Annotated in this window: 18 protein-coding genes; 9 read left to right on the forward strand and 9 right to left on the reverse strand. The window is 44.9% G+C overall.

What is annotated here, in order from left to right:
• Nucleotides 1–137: 137 nt before the first annotated feature.
• Nucleotides 138–1007, forward strand: a complete 870-nt coding sequence (locus tag L3V31_RS02520; protein ID WP_237314474.1) for a LysR family transcriptional regulator — start codon at nt 138–140, stop codon at nt 1005–1007.
• Between the two features lie 108 nt (nt 1008–1115).
• Here L3V31_RS02520 and kdgR read toward each other — a convergent pair whose 3' ends face one another.
• Nucleotides 1116–1898 carry a DNA-binding transcriptional regulator KdgR gene (kdgR, locus tag L3V31_RS02525; RefSeq protein ID WP_237314476.1) on the reverse strand — a complete coding sequence of 261 codons (783 nt, stop codon included), beginning with the start codon at nt 1896–1898 and terminating at the stop codon, nt 1116–1118.
• A gap of 254 nt (nt 1899–2152) precedes the next feature.
• Here kdgR and kduD point away from each other — a divergent pair, with 254 nt between their 5' ends.
• From kduD to L3V31_RS02550, 5 genes are all read left to right on the forward strand, one after another.
• Nucleotides 2153–2914, forward strand: a complete 762-nt coding sequence (gene kduD, locus L3V31_RS02530) for a 2-dehydro-3-deoxy-D-gluconate 5-dehydrogenase KduD (protein WP_237314478.1) — start codon at nt 2153–2155, stop codon at nt 2912–2914.
• A gap of 21 nt (nt 2915–2935) precedes the next feature.
• Complete coding sequence (locus tag L3V31_RS02535) at nt 2936–3493, forward strand: YgjV family protein (protein ID WP_237314480.1); 558 nt, start codon at nt 2936–2938, stop codon at nt 3491–3493.
• Between the two features lie 59 nt (nt 3494–3552).
• On the forward strand, nt 3553–4188 hold the full coding sequence (locus L3V31_RS02540; RefSeq protein ID WP_237314482.1) for an RpiB/LacA/LacB family sugar-phosphate isomerase: 636 nt from the start codon (nt 3553–3555) through the stop codon (nt 4186–4188).
• 75 nt (nt 4189–4263) lie between these two features.
• Nucleotides 4264–5193: a sugar kinase gene (locus L3V31_RS02545; RefSeq protein WP_237314484.1), complete on the forward strand. Its 930-nt coding sequence runs from the start codon at nt 4264–4266 to the stop codon at nt 5191–5193.
• An 11-nt stretch (nt 5194–5204) separates the two neighbouring features.
• Nucleotides 5205–5828 carry a bifunctional 4-hydroxy-2-oxoglutarate aldolase/2-dehydro-3-deoxy-phosphogluconate aldolase gene (locus tag L3V31_RS02550; protein ID WP_237314486.1) on the forward strand — a complete coding sequence of 208 codons (624 nt, stop codon included), beginning with the start codon at nt 5205–5207 and terminating at the stop codon, nt 5826–5828.
• A 104-nt stretch (nt 5829–5932) separates the two neighbouring features.
• Here L3V31_RS02550 and L3V31_RS02555 read toward each other — a convergent pair whose 3' ends face one another.
• Together L3V31_RS02555 and L3V31_RS02560 are read right to left on the reverse strand one after the other, a co-directional pair.
• Nucleotides 5933–6706, reverse strand: a complete 774-nt coding sequence (locus tag L3V31_RS02555) for a siderophore-interacting protein (RefSeq protein WP_237314488.1) — start codon at nt 6704–6706, stop codon at nt 5933–5935.
• A 187-nt stretch (nt 6707–6893) separates the two neighbouring features.
• Nucleotides 6894–7478, reverse strand: coding sequence for a LysE family translocator (locus L3V31_RS02560; RefSeq protein ID WP_237314490.1), 585 nt, complete (start codon nt 7476–7478; stop codon nt 6894–6896).
• A 127-nt stretch (nt 7479–7605) separates the two neighbouring features.
• Between L3V31_RS02560 and L3V31_RS02565 the strand changes: the two genes are divergently transcribed.
• Complete coding sequence (locus L3V31_RS02565) at nt 7606–8046, forward strand: Lrp/AsnC family transcriptional regulator (protein WP_237314493.1); 441 nt, start codon at nt 7606–7608, stop codon at nt 8044–8046.
• An 18-nt stretch (nt 8047–8064) separates the two neighbouring features.
• On the opposite strand, the gene L3V31_RS02570 is transcribed toward L3V31_RS02565, so the two are convergent.
• Nucleotides 8065–8685, reverse strand: coding sequence for an HAD family hydrolase (locus L3V31_RS02570; RefSeq protein WP_237314495.1), 621 nt, complete (start codon nt 8683–8685; stop codon nt 8065–8067).
• 49 nt (nt 8686–8734) lie between these two features.
• The gene (locus L3V31_RS02575; RefSeq protein WP_237314497.1) at nt 8735–9046 is read right to left on the reverse strand and encodes a cupin domain-containing protein; all 312 of its coding nucleotides are present in this window, start codon (nt 9044–9046) and stop codon (nt 8735–8737) included.
• 359 nt (nt 9047–9405) lie between these two features.
• On the opposite strand from L3V31_RS02575, the gene ompW reads away from it, so the two are divergent.
• Nucleotides 9406–10047 (forward strand): outer membrane protein OmpW, encoded by a 642-nt coding sequence (ompW, locus tag L3V31_RS02580; protein WP_237314499.1) that lies wholly within the window; start codon nt 9406–9408, stop codon nt 10045–10047.
• Between the two features lie 140 nt (nt 10048–10187).
• Here the strand turns inward: ompW and L3V31_RS02585 are convergent, their stop codons facing one another.
• On the reverse strand, nt 10188–10433 hold the full coding sequence (locus tag L3V31_RS02585) for a Rho-binding antiterminator (RefSeq protein WP_237314501.1): 246 nt from the start codon (nt 10431–10433) through the stop codon (nt 10188–10190).
• A gap of 190 nt (nt 10434–10623) precedes the next feature.
• On the opposite strand from L3V31_RS02585, the gene L3V31_RS02590 reads away from it, so the two are divergent.
• Complete coding sequence (locus L3V31_RS02590; protein WP_237314503.1) at nt 10624–11757, forward strand: MBL fold metallo-hydrolase; 1134 nt, start codon at nt 10624–10626, stop codon at nt 11755–11757.
• 76 nt (nt 11758–11833) lie between these two features.
• On the opposite strand, the gene L3V31_RS02595 is transcribed toward L3V31_RS02590, so the two are convergent.
• The 3 genes from L3V31_RS02595 to L3V31_RS02605 form a co-directional block, all read right to left on the reverse strand.
• The gene (locus L3V31_RS02595; RefSeq protein WP_237314505.1) at nt 11834–12349 is read right to left on the reverse strand and encodes a macro domain-containing protein; all 516 of its coding nucleotides are present in this window, start codon (nt 12347–12349) and stop codon (nt 11834–11836) included.
• Nucleotides 12350–12388: 39 nt separating this feature from the next.
• Nucleotides 12389–12814, reverse strand: coding sequence for a VOC family protein (locus tag L3V31_RS02600; RefSeq protein ID WP_237314506.1), 426 nt, complete (start codon nt 12812–12814; stop codon nt 12389–12391).
• 117 nt (nt 12815–12931) lie between these two features.
• On the reverse strand, nt 12932–13261 hold the full coding sequence (locus L3V31_RS02605) for a DUF4144 domain-containing protein (RefSeq protein WP_237314507.1): 330 nt from the start codon (nt 13259–13261) through the stop codon (nt 12932–12934).
• Between the last annotated feature and the right edge of the window lie 12 nt (nt 13262–13273).

A 13273-nucleotide genomic window follows, 5' to 3' on the forward strand; every position in this document is an offset into this window, starting at 1 on the left:
CAGCTCGTGTTGGCCTAATGTTAATACAGTTACATTTGATTAACTTTTTGTGTTGAGGTATGAAACTAAAGGAAAGTTTCTCCCGGTTGGTGTTTGTGTGACAATGTTGTTGGATGTTTTTTGACGGGAATAGAGAGATGGCGAATTGGGAAGGTGTCACTGAGTTTGTAGCAGTCGCAGAGACAAACAGTTTCACTGGCGCTGCAAATAAACTTAAAACTTCGGTTGCACAGATCAGTCGTCGAGTTGCCGCTCTAGAGCAACGTTTAGCTGTTAAATTGCTTCACCGTACCACACGTAAAGTTTCTCTTTCTGAGGCTGGTCAGCTTTATTACCAGCAGTGTAAGCACCTGTTAGAAGGGCTGGAGTTAGCCGAGCTTGCCGTGACTCAAATGCAGGCTGAGCCAAAAGGCATACTACGGGTGACGGCTCCGGTTACCTATGGAGAAATGAACCTTGCTCCATTACTGCACCAGTTTCTTGACAAGCATCCTCAGGTGAATCTGGACTTGATTCTGACCAACCAACGGCTCGACTTGATTGAGAAAGGGGTGGATGTTGCTATTCGCCTTGGACGCTTACAAGACTCAAGTATGATTGCTAAGCGTCTTTCTTCACGCCAAATGCATGTCTGTGCGAGTCCTAACTATTTAGAACGATTTGGCGAACCCCATACACTCTCAGAATTGGGGCGTCATCAGTGCTTAGTGGGTTCCGTCGATTACTGGCATTTTAAGGAGCAAAATCGAGAGAAGTCGTTGCGCGTATCTGGACGGATCAAGTGCAATAGTGGTTTCGCTTTAGTGGATGCGGCAAAGCGAGGGCTTGGTTTAGTACAGTTACCGGATTATTACGTTCAAGAGGCGTTAGATTGTGGTGAGCTGGTCGAAGTGCTCAGTGATTACCGAGACGATCGTGAAGGCATTTGGGCGCTGTATCCTCCAAGTCATAACTTGTCGCCTAAAGTCAGATTGCTCATCGACTTTTTGGCGAAAGAGTTGGCGTGATCAGCGCATCAACTGACGAAGTGTTACATAAGATAAATCGCTCAACTGAATCGACCTTTCAACATTAACAAAGTCGGCAACAAAGCAGCTTTCTAGCTGCTTTCCAGACTAAGAGGGGTAGTTATGATAACCCAATTGCTCGGAAATATTTTTGCCTGCCTGATGCAATAAGCCAACATACTCTTCCATTCTCTCTTCTTCAAAGCGAATAACAGGGAGCGAAATAGAAAGACCTGCAATGATTCGACCAAAGCGATCATAAACCGGAGCTGCGATACAGCGAAGGCCTGGTTCTTGCTCTTCGTTATCTTCTGCAAAGTGTTGAACGCGTACTTGTGCTAATTCTTCTAGCACCTGTTCAGTGTTCTCTAGCGTCTTTTCTGTGTGCTTAATAAATTCCACACCGCTTAACACATCACGGATGAAGCTTTCATCGCGCTCAGAAAGTAACACTTTACCAATGGCTGTACTGTAAAGAGGGTTGCGACGGCCAATACGCGATTGCATGCGTAGGTTGTAGCCAGAATCAATTTTGTGGATGTAAATGATGGCATTTTCATCCAGAGCACCTAAGTGCAGAGCTTCATTCGTTTGTTCTGAAATATGACGCATTTCTTTATCGGCCAGTTCAATCAGATCCACATACTCGAGCGATTTCGCACCCAACTCAAATAGCTTAAGCGTTAGTGAGTACTTATCGTCTTCACCTTCTTGCGACACATAGCCTAACGACTTCATTGTTTGTAAAAAACGATAGGTCGTTGCTTTCGACATCATTAGTCGTTGGGAAAGATCGGATACACCGATGGACTTTTGCTCCCCTAGTGCTTGAAGAATATGAAATACTTTTAGAACTGATGAAACTGCTTCAGGTTGCGTTGACGTTTTCATTGATATCCTTGTGAATTTTTTGTTTGCTTCATTATATCTTATAAAATCTGTAGCACTAGTAATTTTAAAATACCTTTTCAATAATTTGGAATCAAGCTAGGGTTCGGTGCAGAAAAATAGGAACCTTATCTATTTTTTGAAACGTCTTTTCAAAAATAATTGAAAGTAATTTCTTTTTTGTTCAATATATGAGTGTAGAAAGTGACATGGCCAGTCGCCAAATCACGAATTATCTAATTATTGAGGAAAAAGAAATGATTCTTGATTCATTTAGCCTTGAAGGCAAAGTAGCCATTGTTACTGGTTGTGACACTGGTCTTGGCCAAGGAATGGCGCTTGGTTTAGCAAAAGCCGGTTGTGATATCGTCGGCGTAAACATCACTGAACCGACAGAAACCATTGAGAAGATTGAAGCAGAAGGCCGTAAATTTATTGATATCCGCGCTAACCTAATGACGTTGGATGACATTCCATCAATCGTTGATCGCGCAGTAACAGAGCTGGGCCGTATTGATATTCTGGTAAACAATGCGGGTATCATTCGCCGCGATGATGCGATTGAGTTTTCTGAGCAAGATTGGGATGACGTAATGAACATCAACATCAAATCAGTGTTCTTTATGTCTCAAGCGGTTGCAAAACAGTTCATCGCTCAAGGTGAAGGGGGCAAGATCATCAACATCGCATCGATGCTGTCTTTCCAAGGCGGTATCCGCGTTCCTTCGTACACCGCCTCTAAAAGCGGCGTTATGGGGGTCACTCGTCTAATGGCGAACGAATGGGCAAGTCACGGCATTAACGTGAACGCGATTGCGCCGGGTTACATGGCAACCAACAACACCGAGGCGTTGCGTGCTGATGAGCAACGCAACAAAGAAATTGTCGATCGTATTCCTGCTGCTCGTTGGGGCGAGCCTGAAGATTTAGCTGGTCCTTGTGTATTTTTGGCATCAAAAGCGGCTGACTACATCAATGGTTACACGATTGCCGTTGACGGCGGTTGGTTAGCTCGATAACCGATTTGTGAGAAGTTGATTGTGGATACTGCAACATTAGCGCAAGTATTAGGGTTTATTAGTTTTGGTTTGGGGTTCTCCGTCTTTTACCAGAAAAATGATAAGCACCTAAAAATCTTGATGCTGATTTTTAATCTCAATCATCTTCTCCATTTTTTACTACTCGGCTCAATGGTCTCAGCGCTTAGCGCGTTACTGTCGACAATCAGAACGACCACGGCAATATTTGTTTCGTCGAAGCGGATCGCTGCTGCATTTATTGTTATTAGTTTAGTGAGTGGTTGTTGGGCAGCAGAGCAGTGGCGTGACTTTTGGCCTATTTTAGGAACGATTATCGGTACCTACTCCGTGTTCTGCTTGTCGGGAATTCAGATGCGCGTAGGCTTTTTGATTGGTGCCGCTTGTTGGCTGACCAACAATATTTTGGTGGGTTCTATTGGGGGAACACTACTGGAAATAACAGTGATCGTAATGAACTCAATGACAATCTATCGTTTATATCGCCAGCGATCAGAGCCAAAGCTTCTGCCTTGCGTAAAGAAGCTACAAACTGATGAAAATCAGCTTGAAAGGTTATAGATCCTAAGAATTTTGTTTAAGAAACTTTTTGAATGCGGTTTGCCCCGCAGGAGTAATACATGAAAATTGCATTAATGATGGAAAATAGCCAAGCCGCGAAAAACGCAATGGTGGCTGGTGAACTAAATACTGTAGCTGGTGGCCTTGGTCACGATGTATTCAACGTAGGTATGACTGATGAAAACGATCATCACCTAACGTACGTCCACTTAGGTATCATGGCGAGTATTCTACTGAACTCGAAAGCAGTAGATTTTGTGGTTACGGGCTGTGGTACTGGCCAAGGCGCACTGATGTCAAGCAACCTACATCCAGGCGTGGTTTGTGGCTACTGTCTGGAGCCATCAGATGCATTCCTGTTCAACCAAATCAACAACGGCAACGCTATTTCTCTGGCATTTGCGAAAGGCTTTGGTTGGGCTGGTGAACTGAACGTGCGTTACATCTTCGAAAAAGCGTTCACTGGAAATCGTGGTGAAGGTTACCCTATCGAGCGAGCAGCTCCTCAGCAAGCCAACGCTGCTATTTTGAACGACGTTAAAGCCGCCGTTTCTAAAGATGTGGTTGAAGGCTTACGTGCAATCGATCAAGAGCTAGTGAAAGCTGCCGTAGGTAGCGTGCAATTCCAAGAGTGTTTCTTCGCACACTGCCAAGTACCTGAAATCGCTGAGTACGTGAAGTCTCTACTGAACTAATTACTTAATTTATCGGGAAGTTAAGTACAAGCCAGCCATTGTGCTGGCTTATTTTTTACCACTTAGGAGGCTCCCATGAACCCAATCAGTCGCGTCGCTATCATCGGTGAATGTATGGTGGAGCTTAGGAAACATCGTGGCGCGCTACAGCAAGGCTTTGGTGGTGATACACTCAATACTGCTGTTTACCTGTCTCGTTTAACCCAACAACATGGCGTTGAAACATCCTATTTGACTGGGCTAGGACATGATCCGTTTAGCCGCGAAATGCTGACCGCTTGGCAAGACGAAGGTATCAACACCGACATGGTCTACTTTTCTGAAGATAAGTTGCCGGGCATTTATGCCATTGAAACCGCAGACGATGGTGAGCGGAGTTTCTTTTACTGGCGCGAAGACGCCGCCGCGAAATACTGGCTACGAGAGCGTGACTTTGAATCTTTAGTAAAAGATCTGTGCCAACATCAAATGATTTATCTGAGCGGTGTTAGCTTAGCTATTATCGCTGAAGAACATCGTCAAATGCTGATCGAACTGCTCACCACCTGCCGTAACAAGGGCGTCACCATAGCGTTTGATAACAATTTCCGGCCAAAACTTTGGCCGAATATAGAGTTAGCTCGTAATTTCTACTCAAAAATTCTAAGTGTTACGGACATGGCTTTTTTGACGTTTGATGATGAAGTCATGCTATGGGGTGACAAAGATGAATCCGAAGCAATTAACCGTAGCAAAAACTTGGGTGTGAAAGAGATCATTGTGAAGCGTGGCGCGGATGACTGTTTTGTCGTGACACAAGATCAACAGCATACGATTGCGGCATTGAAAGTCGATGCTGTGGTAGATACTACGGCAGCGGGCGACTCTTTCAGTGCGGGTTACCTTGCAAAACGTATTCTAGGTGGAGACGTTGCTGCGTCTGCGCTGGCTGGACACAAAGTGGCTGGTTCTGTTATCCAACATCGCGGTGCAATCATTCCAAGCGAATCGATGCCGACTATTTAAGGAACGATGAAATGAAAGACCTTAATCAACAACTTTCTGAAATTAAAGTAGTCCCTGTTATTGCAATTAAAGACGCAAACAAGGCAGTAAAATTGGCTCAGGTATTGGTTGAAAACGGCCTACCGTGTGCTGAAGTGACGTTTCGAACTGAAGATGCGGCACGTGCGATCAAAAATATGCGCGACGCGTATCCAGAGATGCTAATTGGCGCGGGCACGGTCTTAACCAGTGCTCAGGTGGATGAAGCGATTGAAGCTGGTGTCGATTTTATTGTTAGTCCGGGCTTTAACCCAACCACCGTTAAATACTGTCAGCAGCGTAATATCACTATCGTACCTGGTGTAAATAATCCAAGCCTAGTTGAACAAGCCATGGAAATGGGTCTTCGTACCCTCAAGTTTTTCCCAGCAGAGCCATCTGGTGGCACGGCGATGCTTAAAGCACTGTCAGCGGTTTATCCAGTTAAATTCATGCCAACAGGTGGAGTGAGTCCAAGTAACGTCAAAGATTACTTGGCGATCTCGTCTGTCTTAGCGTGTGGTGGTACCTGGATGGTGCCTGGCGATTTGATTGACAACGAGCAATGGGACGAACTGGCTACACTGATTCGTGAAGTTGCAAAAATTATTGAATAATTTTTACCCTGCAAAGCCTTGAAAACTATCGTTGATAGTCGAACAAGCTTTTAGGCTCTTTGCCCACGCCCGGCTCCACCGGGCGTATCTTTAAACGTGAAATGCTATTGATTGGATTCGGCGTCTTCGCGCTTGATCACTTTATGCCCATCTTCTGAAACGCCTTGTTTCCAATAGCTGCTGATGTAGATGTTTTCACGCTCGACTTTCTTCTCATTGCGGAAGTATTGGCGTAATGCGCGCATAGAATCAAACTCACAAGCACACCAAACCGCGGCATCCCCTTCCAACCATTCTAATTCACGAACAGCTTCTGCCAGGTTTTGCCCTTCAGTCAGCCAAATCAATTCCATTCCTGCTGGCGCGTGCAGAGGTTGGATGTCTGCGGCGGAGATAACGCTAATAACCGCATAGCCTTTTGCCTCTTCAGGCAAAGTTCGGATTTTGGCCGATAAAGCAGGGAGGGCGGTCATATCTGCTGCCATGAAAAACCAATCTGCGCCAGTGTTTAGATTAGATATGCTGCCCGGGCCAACGATGTTGATGGTGTCTCCTTTTTGTGCTGTCATCGCCCAGCGAGCGGCGAATCCACATTGCAGATCTTGAGTAATATGACGAACAAAGTCGACTTCAATACTGCATGTCTTTGGATGGTAACGACGAATAGTATAGGTACGCATCAATGGACGATGACCTTCCGGCATTGATTGCAAGTCGGTACCGCCTGTTTCATTAAATAGAAGCTTAATGTAGCTACCCTCACAGTCAGCCGGGAATTGGCTGAGGGCTTCACCCTGTAAAGTAAGGCGCTGCATGTTGAGCGTAATCGTTTCGGTGTGCGTCACGACAAGTTCTTTAGGCTCAGGTTTCTTTTTCATCTTTACTTTCTCGATAATCGTTCTCTTTCTCATTTAAGGGTATCAATATCTCTCTTGAGAGAGTAGTGTCTTTAAACAAATTTACACTGTGAATTGAAACTGAAACCTAAGCGAGAAAGTTCGCTTCTTCGATGATTATCCCTCAAACATAAAAAAAACCTCCGCAGAGGTTTTGATTAGCATTCATTTATATCATTGGAATCGTTGATAAAAGAAGTAACGCTGCCATACCATAATTAAACCCTTTTACACGTTTAGGCGTGGTTAGCCAGCGCTGAAGCTGTATCCCCGCAGCTGTCCAAAAGGTGACTGAGGGTAGGTTGGCTAAACAGAAGATGCCCGCAATAAACGTCAGCTCTAACCATGCGGCACCCGAGCTGTACACGGTGACAGCAGTAAGCGCCATTGACCAACCTTTTGGATTCACCCACTGAAATGCGGCTGCACCGATAAATGACATCGGCTTAAAATCATTTTTTGTTTCCGCTTTACCACTGGTGGCGATTTTATAAGTCAGATACAGCAAGTAGCTTAAACTCAGAGCTTTTAATATCGTATGGGTAAACGGATACGCGTGAAACAAGCCCATTAAGCCAATACCAACCAGAATTAGCATCGCACCAAAGCCAAAAGTAATACCTAGCATGTGTGGAATGGTACGTTTAAACCCGACGTTCGCGCCTGATGTCATCAGCATGATATTGTTCGGACCCGGAGTAAATGTCGATACAAAAGCAAACAGTGCCAGCGCGCCTAATTGATGGTATTCCATAGTTTTTTCCTTACACCAAAACTCGTCCTAACTGGACGTCATCTATCAAACAACTATAAGTAGAAACGTTATCAATATTGTGCTTTTATTGACCTTATATGGACTAATTAAGCAATAAAAAATCACTATGGATAAATTTGACGAAAAAATATTGCAAGAGCTTAAGTTGGACGGAAGAATCTCCAATGTTGAGCTGTCTGAGAGAGTTGGGTTGTCGCCTTCTGCGACGTTACGTCGGGTACAGGAGTTAGAGCGACAAGGTGTGATTAAAGGCTATCGAGCGGTGCTGGACAGTCAGCAACTTGGTGTCGGTTTTGTCGCGTATGTTTCGATAGGTCTGGCCTCTCACTCTAAACAGGCGCAGCATGCTTTTGAAGATCACGTACGTTTTGTGAAAGAAGTCGTAGAGTGTCATAACATCACTGGCGCGAACGAATATTTACTGAGAGTAGAGACGCGAGACTTGGCTGCCTATAAAGCGTTTCATGCAGGGGTTCTGGGAGAGTGTGAACACGTTCAAGGGATTACGACTATGGTGGTTATGGATACACCAAAAGACGAGCGATGATAGTAACGCAGGTAATCTCTACTCGTCTGCTTCCCAATTTTTCCAGTTGAGCATAGCGTGATCGGCGAGTTTTAGCATCGGGATGTCTTCATGGGTGTCGCCGTAAGCATAAACCGACGCAAAATCACTTAAGTTAAATGATGCTTTTACCCGCCTCACTTTTCTTTCTAAACTGCAATCACCTTGCTGATACCGCCCGCTGATTGTTGGCGCGTCGGAAACCAGTTCGCTACATAGTAGATGGTATCCGTTCGCTTCACACCAAGGCTGTAAATACGCGTTTAAGGACGCTGAAACCACGACAATGGTATCGCCATTTTTCTGATGCCATTCCAGTTTATCTGTTGCTTCTGGTCTGACGTATTGGGGGATGATGTCGTTGGCGAACTGAGCACCGATGACGTTAACTTGTTGAGTCTGTTTACCAGCAAAAGCGATAAAACTCGCAATAGGACGCATAAAGTGCGCAGGTAATATTCCGATTTTGTACAGCAAGTAAAATGGCGTGAGTACGATCTTGCCAACGCTCTTTCGCTTGCCAGACGCTGAATAGTGCAAGAACAGGCTGTACATATCCTGATTCGTAATGGTGCCATCAAAATCAAACAGTGCCAAAGAAGGCTTTTTCACATCGCTCACTATAAGTGTCTACTTGTTTTCATTTTTACCAAGGTAACTTGATTCTGGATTATAGGTAAAATATCGCTAACCAAATCGTTTCCTGATTGGGATCGGTCCAACTTACTTTGTGTTTGGTGTGCGCTGGGATATTTACGTGGTCACCTGCTTCAAGGCGTTTTACCGAGCCATTTTCGAAGGTCAATTCTCCCGCCCCTTTTAAGACTAATACCCACTCGTGTTCTGTTTGATCATACCAACCATGTTCAGGTGAGGTTTGTCCGTGAGAGACAATGCGCTCAATGCGCAGATTTTCGTGGCACAGTAAATCTTCAAATGTTTCTTCACTGACATCATGAGGTAAATCTTTAAAAAGGTTCATCTTATTCCCTAAGGTCGAAAAGTATCACATTCATCAGATGATAAACGACTTGCTGTTGCTTAGCCTGCTTTAAGCTTGAGCTTCTAGGGAGGCAAGATCTTCTCACACGCACATTTTGCATTACAAGTTTGTATATCATTTGCATCATTTGTTGATCAATTTGGCGCTTTCTCATACAGAGTCGCTATATTTTTTACAAATTGATTTCCGTCAAATTAGTAAGGTTTTTATGTGCTAGATTGCGCGCAGTTCACAAAAATAAAAACCTGAGTTCGTTAACACTATGACTTCCATTGGTTATTTCAGTGTTCATGAACACGTGATTGGGTAAAAAACGAAGCCCTTAAAAGGAAATAAAAATGAAAAAAACAATTTGCAGTTTGGCAGTGGTTGCTGCGCTCGTGTCACCAAGTGTTTTCGCTCATAAACAAGGTGACTTCGTTCTTCGTGTTGGTGCAGCGTCTGTTGTTCCTAATGATAGCAGCGATAAAATTCTTGGTTCCCAAGATGAATTGGAAGTGGATTCTAATACTCAGCTTGGCCTGACATTTGGCTACATGTTTACAGACAACATCAGCTTTGAAGTGCTAGCGGCAACACCGTTTAGTCACGATATTTCTACGGATCTAGTTGGTAGTGATATTGCGAATACCAAACACCTGCCACCAACGTTTATGGTTCAGTACTACTTTGGCGAGCCACAAAGTAAATTCCGTCCATACGTTGGTGCGGGTCTGAACTACACCATCTTCTTTGACGAAGGCTTTAATAACAAAGGTAAAGTTAATGGTCTGTCGGATCTGGAATTGGATGATTCATTTGGCTTAGCCGCCAACGTTGGTGTGGACTACATGATTAATGATCAATGGTTCCTAAACGCGTCTGCGTGGTATGCGAACATTGAAACAGAGGCAACCTATAAAGCTGGTGGCGTGAAATATAAGACCGACGTAGAAATTAACCCTTGGGTGTTTATGATCAGTGGTGGTTACAAGTTTTAAGCAATAACCAGTAGTTTTTAGGTCATATGACCGCTAGCAATATTTATAATGCGAATTAGCATATAACAGTTTGGCATGACTTTAGGGGCGGTATTCGGGCACTGCCCCTTTTTTTTGCTTCCACGTTCAAATCAGTGGATTTAATCAAAAGTGACTTCGGTGAAGTGTGGGTTTGCCTTCAGCGCACGCATCGTGAGAAGTTGTTCGGTCGGAAAGGCAATATGTTCGCCGTCAACATCAAGAAATAAACATTCTTGTCGCTGCATATCAAAACCGGTATCAAACGCTTTCCCCTGATGGCTTTCACCATTTTTTAGCGTGATTTCCACGGGTAGCTGAAACATACAGGCTATTTCAATAAAATCGTATTGATTACAGGTCACCATCGCTGTTCTCCTTCCACACCAGAGCCATTTGTTTAAAGTATACCTTCTACAAACTGTTTGGTTTGAGATTCCACTCCAGGGGAATAGTTTCCACTGAAACCTAATCTTCATATTACGCCTCAAATTGGTCATAAAACAGACATGTAAGCGGGCTTTACTAAAACTATCGTCGAGCAAACGAAGATAAGAGATGTCTGAAACGACCCTGAAGAGCAGTTTCCTGAACCGTGAGCGTAAATTAGGCTCACTGCTTAAGCCGCAAACTTATACTGCGCAACTCGCGCATCGTATTCATCACTCTCCTCAGTTCGAAAATGGCCGAGTTAAAAATGCCATGCCGAAAGTGCCAAGTCATCAGCCGCTCTGGCAGGTTTTCTGGAGCTATCTGGGAGGCCGAGCGCCATTGTGCCCTAATGGACATTTACCTTACTCTCCCATCGTTCATGACCAGTTTTTGCATCGTAGTGATCCGATGCGGGTGACTTGGCTAGGGCACTCAACCATGCTGGTCGAAGTGGATGGGGTTCGCATTCTGACTGATCCGGTTTTTGACTACGCTTCGCCATTGATCGCGAAAGCATGGTTTGAACGTAATATCCCCAACACACATGCGAGAGAAAGTTTACCTGTCCCCGATGTTATCGTGATCTCGCACGATCACTACGATCACTTAGAGGCCTCAAGCATCCGCTTCTATGCGGATAAATCCGTGATATTTTACGTTCCGCTTGGCGTCGGAAAGCACCTGATAAAGTGGGGCGTGTGTGCTGATGATATAGTCGAATTCGACTGGTGGGAGAGTATACAGTATGCCAATGTCGAGCTTATTTGTACGCCTGCTAACCATAATTCAGGGCGAACTTACCTCGATAAAAACACCACATTGTGGGCGTCATGGGTAATGAAAGGGCGAAGCGAGACACTGTACTTTAGTGGTGACAGTGCTTATGACCAGCATTTTGCCGAAATCGCGCAGCGATTCGGACCAATCGACATTGCCTGTTTAGAAGTCGCCGCAGATGTGAAGGAAAATCAAGGCTATCCAGTTGAAAACTGGGGCCATATGCAAGCGCACCATACGGTTCAGGCATTCAAGGATCTGCAGGCGAAAAAGCTATTGCCTGTCCACTGGGCTACCTATGAGTTGTTCACTCATAAATGGGATGAGCCAATTGAAGATTTGATTAGCCATTGCCAAAACGAAAGCATAACTTTACTCACGCCGATGCCAGGAGAGAGCTTTTACGTTCAGAATGAAGTGAGAAACTGTACTTGGTGGCAGAAGGAAGTAAGTGAAGAATCCGTGAGAGGGGTTGAGGTGTAACTTGTATTACATTTTATGCTTGTTGGCCGTTCAACGTGGTTAAGTTTTTAGCCTTTGGTGCACTTGTCGATTTGGTTTATTGATAGGCAGCGAGAGCCTGTTGCCAAACCCTTAGCATCTCATCGTCAAACAGATAAAAGTGCATTTGCAATGAGTGGTATTCAGGGCGCTGACAGACTGATAATGCTACTTCGGCTGCTTCATGCGGAGGATAACCATACACACCACATGAGATGGCTGGTAGCGCGACTGTTTTGCAGTCGTTTGCTAGCGCCAGATTAAGCGCGTTTTTATAGGCCGACTCTAATACCGCTCGAGGGTCGTGAAATTTATCATAGATCGGACCAACCGCATGGATAACGTAGCGTGCGTTCAAATTACCAGCAGACGTAATGCGTGCGTAGCCAAAAGGGCAGCGAATGCCGTCGATATCTTTCACTGCTAAGCATGCATCGTACAAGTCGCGGCCAGCGGCACGGTGAATTGCACCATCGACACCACCGCCACCGAGCATTCTCGGGTTGGCGGCATTAACAATAGCATCGACTTGCGCTGTGGTGATGTCGCCCTTAATCAGTGAGATAGTGTTCATCCGGTTGCCCTATTTAAATTAGTTTGAAATTGCTGAAACTCACTCGTTGACCACTTGAGGTTTTAGCTCAACAACGTTCCCCTCAGGATCATTAATATAGAGCGAACGCCCAAAACCCTGCGCACCGTAACGCTCGGCAAAATCCTCAGTCTGAATATCGTGCATATGCAGATATTGAAGGAGTTCAGCTTCTTCAAACGGTGCAAATTGCAGACAAAAGTGATCGACATTTCTGCCATCTTGGACTGGAGGTTTTCCACCCAGTTTACCCAACTCACTGTCTACCGTGACGATATCAATCAATGCCGTTCCTGCTCTGAGCTGCGTTAATCCCAATTCGGCGAGCTCCCTTTCTACTGGGCAACCGAGTATGTCTCGATAAAAGTACAACATGGCATCGAGGTTAGTGGTTCTTAAAACAATGTGATCGAGTGCTTTGATTTCGATGGGGTTGTTTTTAGGCATGCATTCCTCCTCTCTACTTGCTATTGAGAATAGCATATGGAGGAAGAGTGCTTGTATGTTAGTAAGGGAACTGGGCAGTAGTGATAAAATAGGGAGAGGAACGTAAAGCTGAACGTATTAACTGGCCAATGCGGAAACGGCCTGTTGTACGTTACTGAATTGGATTTTAATGATGCATCTCTGCGCCTGACTGAACTCATGAGACTGAATGAGTGTGGTGACTTCTTCGACAGACAGTGTTTTGTCTTCTGGGAACAGCACAATTTGCTTGGAACTACCGTACTGCAAGCCGAAGGTGTGACCCCGAGAGTCAATCACGTAGTCTTCTAGTCCCCATATGAGCGCTTGGCACTCTGTTTGTAAGTCCGAGTGCGAGTGCAGATAGATGAGCTCGTCATCGCCTTCCAGTTTCAATAAGCATGGCCACATTATGGTGTTTAGCGTCATTCTATTGTCTCG

The organism is Vibrio sp. J1-1, from assembly GCF_021728395.1.
Lineage (GTDB): Bacteria > Pseudomonadota > Gammaproteobacteria > Enterobacterales > Vibrionaceae > Vibrio.

What these genes read in the sequence shown, in the direction of transcription:
- kdgR (WP_237314476.1), bottom strand. Translation starts at nt 1,898, where the DNA reads ATGAAAACGTCAACGCAACCTGAAGCAGTTTCATCAGTTCTAAAAGTA.
- L3V31_RS02565 (WP_237314493.1), top strand. Translation starts at nt 7,606, where the DNA reads ATGGATAAATTTGACGAAAAAATATTGCAAGAGCTTAAGTTGGACGGA.
- ompW (WP_237314499.1), top strand. Translation starts at nt 9,406, where the DNA reads ATGAAAAAAACAATTTGCAGTTTGGCAGTGGTTGCTGCGCTCGTGTCA.
- L3V31_RS02595 (WP_237314505.1), bottom strand. Translation starts at nt 12,349, where the DNA reads ATGAACACTATCTCACTGATTAAGGGCGACATCACCACAGCGCAAGTC.
- L3V31_RS02560 (WP_237314490.1), bottom strand. Translation starts at nt 7,478, where the DNA reads ATGGAATACCATCAATTAGGCGCGCTGGCACTGTTTGCTTTTGTATCG.
- L3V31_RS02575 (WP_237314497.1), bottom strand. Translation starts at nt 9,046, where the DNA reads ATGAACCTTTTTAAAGATTTACCTCATGATGTCAGTGAAGAAACATTT.
- L3V31_RS02600 (WP_237314506.1), bottom strand. Translation starts at nt 12,814, where the DNA reads ATGCCTAAAAACAACCCCATCGAAATCAAAGCACTCGATCACATTGTT.
- L3V31_RS02550 (WP_237314486.1), top strand. Translation starts at nt 5,205, where the DNA reads ATGAAAGACCTTAATCAACAACTTTCTGAAATTAAAGTAGTCCCTGTT.
- L3V31_RS02520 (WP_237314474.1), top strand. Translation starts at nt 138, where the DNA reads ATGGCGAATTGGGAAGGTGTCACTGAGTTTGTAGCAGTCGCAGAGACA.
- kduD (WP_237314478.1), top strand. Translation starts at nt 2,153, where the DNA reads ATGATTCTTGATTCATTTAGCCTTGAAGGCAAAGTAGCCATTGTTACT.
- L3V31_RS02555 (WP_237314488.1), bottom strand. Translation starts at nt 6,706, where the DNA reads ATGAAAAAGAAACCTGAGCCTAAAGAACTTGTCGTGACGCACACCGAA.
- L3V31_RS02540 (WP_237314482.1), top strand. Translation starts at nt 3,553, where the DNA reads ATGAAAATTGCATTAATGATGGAAAATAGCCAAGCCGCGAAAAACGCA.
- L3V31_RS02590 (WP_237314503.1), top strand. Translation starts at nt 10,624, where the DNA reads ATGTCTGAAACGACCCTGAAGAGCAGTTTCCTGAACCGTGAGCGTAAA.
- L3V31_RS02585 (WP_237314501.1), bottom strand. Translation starts at nt 10,433, where the DNA reads ATGGTGACCTGTAATCAATACGATTTTATTGAAATAGCCTGTATGTTT.
- L3V31_RS02545 (WP_237314484.1), top strand. Translation starts at nt 4,264, where the DNA reads ATGAACCCAATCAGTCGCGTCGCTATCATCGGTGAATGTATGGTGGAG.
- L3V31_RS02605 (WP_237314507.1), bottom strand. Translation starts at nt 13,261, where the DNA reads ATGACGCTAAACACCATAATGTGGCCATGCTTATTGAAACTGGAAGGC.